This is a genomic window from Paenibacillus sp. FSL R7-0272 (assembly GCF_037969905.1).
In the GTDB taxonomy this organism is placed as follows: Bacteria; Bacillota; Bacilli; order Paenibacillales; family Paenibacillaceae; genus Paenibacillus; species Paenibacillus polysaccharolyticus.
On sequence record NZ_CP150221.1, the window covers coordinates 5,082,994 to 5,091,087 of the forward strand.

The following is an 8,094-nucleotide window of genomic DNA, read 5'->3' on the forward strand; positions in this document are numbered from 1 at the left end:
TCCTAGCTCAGAACTGTTACACCTTCTAGGTGAGAACTTTTAATTGTCCATCACATTACTAATCGTAGAAACGGAATGAAATATTTTAACCTCTCCATAGACGTTTTTTAGATCTACATGGATTGCTTCTAATTTATCTTTATAATCAGTCTCATCATCGGAGAGTAAAATACCAATATACGTACCACTGTGGGCTATGATAACACCCAATGCGTTATAGTTATCCGATATTTCAAGCAAGTGTGAGATACTTTGCTTTGCTAGCCTCTCTTGATTTAAAAGGGCACTTTTCGTTGCAACTTGACCGATCGAATGCACATCTTGATTACAAAAAGCAAACTTTAACTGCATCATTAAAGCTGTGTATTGGGTACGCTCTTCGATCGTAAATTCTCTTTTATTCCGATTATATTGGATCGTATCAATCTCCCCACCTTCGTCTATGGCGAGTACCGTAAGTTTTGGAAGAACACCTAATTTTTCAAATAGTTCGACCTCCCTATGATAGAAAGCTACGACCTCCGGGTACATCACTCCATCACTCGGTTCAATTTCTTTCATCACCTTCTGCAGTAACTGTAAGGGAATCGTTATACCATAATAGGATTCAATCGACCTCGCAGTAGCTACCAGATCTGCAGATGAACTTGCTAATCCTTTTCCCACGGGTAAGTCACTTTCAATACAAATCGTTCCACCTGGCGGCAGCTTGAATATGTTTAAAATTTCGGTTGCTAGTCTGGCTGATTTTTGTTTGAACTCCGGTATGACTTTTAATCGTGGGGTCGAATCAGAACAAAACACGACTTTAGTGAAATTTTGGATAGGGAAAGTAACCAGAAAATCCTGGTCACTCTCCACTGTCATTCCTTGTAATAACTCTCCAAAAGTACCATAAGCCATCCCAATTCCAATCTTTTCTTTGGATACTACATTATTTTTGAGATCCGATATCAATCTTCTCCCTCCCACCTTCTGCAGAGTATTCATTCCAATAAGTCATGATCATCTGAGCCAGTTCGTCTACGTGAGGTGGTAACGCCATGGTATTATGATCCCCAGGCACAAGGAATGTGCTTAACTTGCCCTTGGTTCGATGTTTCCAGTGGCTTGGATTAATTAGTTTATGAAGATGTTTAGATACCTCTTGTACATAAAATAACTGAAGATCAGAATTAATTGGATTGCCATATCTGTATTTCCTCATCGCTTCTCCCGCAGCTACCAACACATTCATTTTTTGTTTTAATTGCTTGGAACTCATTCCTACTGGCCAATCCTCACGTTTCCTTGCTTCATCCAGTAGTAGATTTAGCGCGTTCTCGCTATCTATTCCGTCAAATTGGAGGGGATCTAGATCGAATAATGTAGCAAAATACATAATTGCATCTTGCTCTGTAAATTCATCATAAATATTCATAGATTGGTCGAGAGGCTGAACATCAAATAAACCAATAAATTCAATCTTCTCACCCATCTTTTCAAACAATCGTGCCATCTCGTACGCAACCATTCCACCGAAAGACCAGCCAATCAATTTATATGGACCAGCAGGAATCTTTCTTTTGATCTCTGTAACATAGAGTTCTGCCATTTCTTCTATGCTATTTAATGGTTCTTCATCCGATTCATAACCAGGGGCTTGAATTCCGTAAATACACTCTGACGTTCCCAGTGAATTAACCAAATGGAAATAGTGAAGAATGCCCCCCCCTTGCGGATGGATCAGAATTAGTGGACTTGTTGAACGATCCTCACCTTCTTGAAGTTGAATAAGATAAGAAGAAGCCAAATTTTGTTTTTCCCCATTTAAAAGTGCACAGATACTTGCAATTGTTGGCTCTTTCAAAAGGCTAGCAAGAAGTAATTCCGTGCAAAATTCCGCGTTAATTTCATGTAATAATTGAATAGCTTTTAAGGAATGTCCACCAATCGAGAAAAAGTTACTGGTGACACTGATTGGGTGAACTTTCAAAACTTTCTCCCAGATTTTTGTCATTTTTAACTCCTGTAAATCACGAGGAGGTACATACGATTTATCATGATGAAAGTCTATGATCATCGGTAATGATTTTCGATCAATCTTTCCGTTAGGTGTTAACGGTAATTTCTCGATTTCCCTATACAATACAGGCACCATGTATTCAGGAAGTGTTTGTTGCAGATGTTGCCGTATTGCCTGATGGCCAGGCCAAGATATGTCCGGCTGGAGTACAAGGTACGCAGCTAGTTGCGCTTCTTCACCAACTTGCACCGAGACCACAACCGCATTTTCAATGGCTTCATGTTGCAGCAGTTGGTGTTCAATTTCAGATAATTCAATTCGGTAACCTCTAATTTTTACTTGCTGATCTATCCGCCCCAAACATTCCAAAATACCTTCCGTATTGTACCTGGCCAAGTCGCCCGTTCCATACATCTTGCCCTTTCCCGTAAACACATTGTCTACAAATTTCTCTTCCGTTAGTTCTTCCCGGTTCCAGTATCCATTCGCTACACCTTCTCCGCCGATATAGAGCTCACCCGCTACACCAATCGGCACCGGTTCCCTAAAGCGATCCAGTACATACATCTGGGTATTGGCAATCGGGCGCCCAATAGGAATCATTCCTTCCTGTTCTTGGACATGGTGAATTGCCGACCAAATGGTTGTCTCGGTAGGCCCGTACATGTTCCAAAGCTCCTTGCTTCGGGCCTGTAATTGACCAGCCAACTCTCTCGACCAGCTCTCCCCGCCGCACAGAATCTTTAATTCCGGGCTTCCTTCCCATCCAGATGCAAGTAACAACTGCCATGTGGACGGCGTAGCCTGCATCATCGTGGGTTCTTTTTCTTGGATTAGACGTGATAACGAGATGCCATCCGTTGCCGTCTCTCGGTCAACCAAGAGGACTCTCGCACCTGTCGTGAGAGGAAGAAACAGCTCCAATATACTGATGTCAAACGAAATCGATGTTACGGACAGTAACCGATCTTCCTTACTCATCCCCGGCTCTTCGGACATACTTGTTAAAAAATTGCTCAATGCTTGATGTGAAATCTCCACACCCTTAGGTTTCCCTGTCGAACCTGATGTGTACAAAATATAGGCTAATCCTTCTGGCTCAGAACGATCCACGACGGTACTCTCTTCGGTCGTAGCGGATGATGCCAACCGGGTCTGTACATTCAAGGTTGAAATGCCGTGGGATTCCCACGTTGCGGATGTTGTATTATCAACAAGTAACAACTGGGCGTCTGAATCGGCCAACATATACGCTAAACGCTCTTGCGGGAAATACGGATCTAGAGGCACATAGGCAGCGCCGGTTTTCCAGATAGCCAGAAGGGACACAACCAGATTAGCGGAATTCCGCATACTGACAGCTACCTTTGATCCTCGATTCATACCTTTGGCACACAAAGCAGATGCACACTGATCGACTTTTTGGGCAAGTTCCTGATAACTAAACTGCTCCTGATGATGCTCTACCGCAATACGGCTTGGATATTGCTCAACCATCTCTTCAAAACGCCGGATTGCCGTATATCTGCCTGAATTTTTTCTCTCAGTTTGATTCCATTGATGAAGCTGTAGATTACGTTCTTCACCAGTAACTATAGGAATATGATCAATTTTAGTCGTTGGAGTTGTCAAAACAGATTCAACGATATGTGTAAAATAATTCATCCATCGACTTACCGTGGCTTCCTTAAAAATATCCGTTCTATACTGCAACTCTAGTTTGAGTCCCTCTTTGACCTCAGTTGCCAATAAAGAGAGATCTACATCCATGTAATAATTTTTAGTCGAACGTAATTGGATTTTCATTTGATCCGTCAGAAGACCATCTTCTAATGGGATAAGTTGAAATTGACTATTGTATAATGTAGGTCGATTAAAATTCCGCTCTAATTTCAGATCTTCAACCAATAAATTAAAAGGATATTCACTGTTTGAATATGCCTCTAGTGTCATATCTCTATTTTTCTTTAATACATCCAAAAATGACGGATCACCTTCAAAGTTCATTCGAAGGATTAAATTATTTACGAAAAATCCCACAACGTCTTCAAATTGCATTTGATGTCTTCCGGCCTCTGGTGTGCCAATAATCAAATCCTTCTGTTGGCTAAGCCTAGTTAGTAACACACCATATAGAGATAAAAGGGTCACAAATAAACTAGTGTTATGTTCTAATGACATTTTTTTCAGTTTCTCTAGTTGAGCAATAGGGATAAAGCCGTCTACCTGACTAGCGCTAAAATTGGACGTAACCGAACTTGTATAGTCAATAGGCATATTTAAAGTAGGTAGTTCCCCTGACAATTGATTAAGCCAGTAGGTTCTCATACCTTGCAATTCTCCATTTTCAAATCGCTTATTCTGCCAATTCGCATATTCTTTATAATGGTACACAGTTGCATTCTTTACAGAAGGGAACTTATTATTTATTTTATAAGACTCATACAACTCCATTAAGTCCTTAACGATAATCTGCCAAGACCAATAATCACTTATGATATGGTGCATACTCATCCAAATAATAAAATGGTTAACGGACACTTCGGTGACTTGTACTTTGAATAAAGGTCCCTGTTCTAAATCAAATGAAAAGCTCTTCTCTTCGTGTTCAATTTGATCAATCTTCTTCATCTGAGAAGTCTGATCTAGTGCTGAGATATCTTCGAATTTCACCTCTATGCTGGCTTTGGCATTAATCCGTTGAGCCGGCACCCCATCGTTGAGCACAAAGGTTGTGCGAAGCGATTCGTGTTTATCTACCAAAGCTACAACTGCTTTTTGGAAAATAGCTTGGTTCATTTCCCTTTTAAAATCTAAAGAAACTAACATATTATATGAATGATTGTTCGGTTCTAACAAATTTAAAAAGTAGAGCCGATGTTGTGCGTTTGACATCGCATAGGATGTAGCTGGCTCTAGTTTCTCTATGCTTTGTTGCTCATGACCCTCTGGGGTGGAAGTTTGATTAAGGAAGATAGCTAGCTTCCGGATCGTCTGATGTTCAAAAAGAGACTTAATTGAAACATCAATCCCTAAATGTTGTTTAATACGCGAGCGAACTTGAATCGTTTTTAGTGAGTTTCCACCCAATGAGAAGAAGGGTGTCTCAACGCTGATTCTTTCTAGACCCAATACATCTAACCATATTTGTGTAACCGTATTTTCCCAATATCCCTCTGGAGCAACATAATGTTCTTCCGAAATTGAGTTAAACCCAATAAGGGGTAAGGCTTTTCTATCAATTTTCCCATTTTGGTTTAGAGGCATTTCCTCCAGTATCATCATTCGTTGCGGTATCATATAGACGGGTAATAATCCTCCCATGTAGTCCCTTAATTCTTCTTCACTAATATTGGAGTTTAAAACAAGATACGCTGCAATCTCATGTTCCCCGTGGTCCCTTGCTTCGGCAACCACAATGACTTGTCTTACCTCATCATGTTTCAGTAACACCGACTCAATCTCACCTAATTCAATGCGCAAACCTCTAATTTTGACTTGAAAATCACTTCTTGAAATAAACATAAGCCTGCCTTCTGGCGTATACCTTCCCAAGTCTCCCGTTTTATAAAATTTTTGCATATCCTCTCCGTGCAGATCATAACTAAAAAAGGCAGCATCTGTACGTTCGATGTCATTTAAATATCCTCTACCTACTCCGATTCCGCTGATATATATTTCGCCGTTACATCCGATAGGAACCATCCGTTTCCATGAATCCAACACGTAATGCTTCATATTGGGAATCGGCTTGCCTAATTCAACATAATGGTCATTATGGTGGTAATTCTTATCAATAACGATATGGGACGTATCATCTGAACATTCAGTAGCCCCATATGTATTAACAATTTTCACATCAGGGTAGCTATTCTGCCAGCGTTGCAATAATGGAACTGAAAGGCCTTCTCCTGTTGAAATCATATAATGCAGATGTTCAAGCTTGAATCGGTTCTCTGTTGCACTTTGAAGAAATAATTCACTAATTGCAGGCACCATCTCAAGTACATTAACTTGGTCTGTGCATACCGACTCCAACAATCGGAGAGGATCCATTGCAACCTCATTTGGATATATAATAACCTGTCCCCCAACCATAAGAGGGGCTAAAAATTGCCACACAGAGATATCAAAGCAGTGGGAAGCATTCTGCGCAACAATACTCTTTTCATTCAAACCCAGCAAGTTTATTTTGGCATATAAGTGGTTAAGCATGCCCTCATGTTCTATCATGGCTCCTTTAGGCTGACCTGTAGAACCCGATGTAAAAAACACATTTGCTAGATTGTTGTTGGTATGAATGACATTTAAATTATCCGTTGGGAAACGATAAAGGGTATGATCCCCCTCTATGGTTTCAACCGCTGCTTGAATGGGAAAAAACTTTGGTCGTTTGCTCGAATCCTGAAAAACTTCAAAATATCGGCTTTTCACTTGATGATCAATAAGCATAATAGAAATATTTCCATTATCCACAATATGCTGCAAACGCTTATCAGGATACGAGATATCTAGTGGTACATACGCTCCTCCTGCCTTCATCACAGCAACTATACTTGTAAGCATTTCTATACTTCGATCAGCCCATATGCCTACTAGATCATCTGACTTGAGATGTTGATCTCGAAGCCAACCTGCCAATCGGTTTGCTCTATCGTTTATCTCCTGATATGTTAGTGACTTCTCATTACATATGACCGCAATTTTATCTGGATATTTTCTTACCTGCTCTTCAATAATCTCATTAAGCGTACGGCTAACTGAAAACGGAGGAATATTACTTTGATTAAAGTCATGTACTAAGCGTTTACGTTCAGTCTCTGGCAGTAAAGTTAACGTATCAAGACTATGATTCATTCCTACAACCACACTTCTCAGGATGGTTTGAAAATGAAGCATGATATGTTCTAGTTGTTCCAGCGATGCTCCGCTTGAATTATGAAATTCAATATTCCATTTCGTTCCCATGGTAATGAAGATTTCCAAAAAGGACTGGCTCTTCTTAAACAAAACACCATGTGATTTCTCTATAGATCGGTCATGATTAATCGTTACATTTGTATCAAATAACAATCTGTCCTGTGGAGAAGAAGTATTATTTTTGACCATCGTTACTGTTGTACTACCGAAAGTTCTTATAGACTTCAATTGGTATTCCACATCTTGAATTACATCGATACACTTCTGACTGGAGTCCAATCTGAATTGTATAGGTAAAGAATGACTAAATGACCCTATCATCTCATCGGTGGCGGGGAATGTTTCGAAATCTGCTGTCAGAGTAGAGCCGCAAGCGACGTTTACGTCTCCTGTATACACATGTAATGAGAGCAACCAGGCAGAGTACACTATGCTATTCACAGAAGTGTTATGTTGACGGCTACACTCTTTAATCAAATCAACCAGATCTTCCGGAAGGTCCGCATTCAGTTTTTTATATATACTTTGGCTTTCAGAACTTGATTGAGTCTCAGGCACTTGGAGAGCTGAAAAGGAGTATTCTTCCATCTTATCGGACCAATAATCCTGAGCAGGCTTCCCATCTTGCTCTGCTTCCCATTGAAGATAACTTTTTATATCCCCGTAACGTAAGTCCTTATCTTGAATTGCCTTCGCTTGTACCATCCATTTGTCAAATAAAAGCTCACAACTATGCATATCTATGCTCAGAACATTAAATGTCCATATTAAAACAGTTCTCTCTTGTCCAAATGTAAGGATAGCTACTCTATGCAAAGGTTCTTCGCTTATAAGAAACTCGCCTCTGTACTCTTTGGCAACAAGTTCAATCTCAACCTGTTGATCTGCCAAAGATACAGCCTCTCTATCCATCCAATGCAATTCAATTGGTATCGATTTGAGTACAACTTGTACCGTTCTATTTTTTAAAGAACGAAAAATGGTTCGTAGTGCAGGAGAATCTTCAACCAATGTATCCCATGTCCTTTGGATTTGGTTTCTGTCTATATTCAAGGGGAGTTCAAATACAAGCTGGTTTACAACCTGTTGTTGTAAATACTCTTTTTGAATGTGAGATAATTCCAGAACTTCTGAAACGTTCTCTTTCGATAGATAGTTCATGAAATAGA

2 protein-coding genes are annotated in these 8,094 nt (G+C 40.0%); both read right to left on the minus strand.

Annotation, left to right across the window (positions count from 1 at the left end; translation table 11 throughout):
• Window positions 1–39 precede the first annotated feature (39 nt).
• Window positions 40–957, minus strand: coding sequence for a kinase (locus MKY23_RS22455; protein WP_261764725.1), 918 nt, complete (start codon window positions 955–957; stop codon window positions 40–42).
• The gene (locus MKY23_RS22460; protein WP_339832338.1) at window positions 935–8,086 is read right to left on the minus strand and encodes an amino acid adenylation domain-containing protein; all 7,152 of its coding nucleotides are present in this window, start codon (window positions 8,084–8,086) and stop codon (window positions 935–937) included. The genes MKY23_RS22455 and MKY23_RS22460 overlap by 23 nt, the downstream gene beginning before the upstream one ends.
• Between the last annotated feature and the right edge of the window lie 8 nt (window positions 8,087–8,094).

Excerpts from the sequence above, each read along its gene's own strand:
- MKY23_RS22460 (WP_339832338.1), bottom strand. The coding sequence starts at position 8,086 with ATGAACTATCTATCGAAAGAGAACGTTTCAGAAGTTCTGGAATTATCT.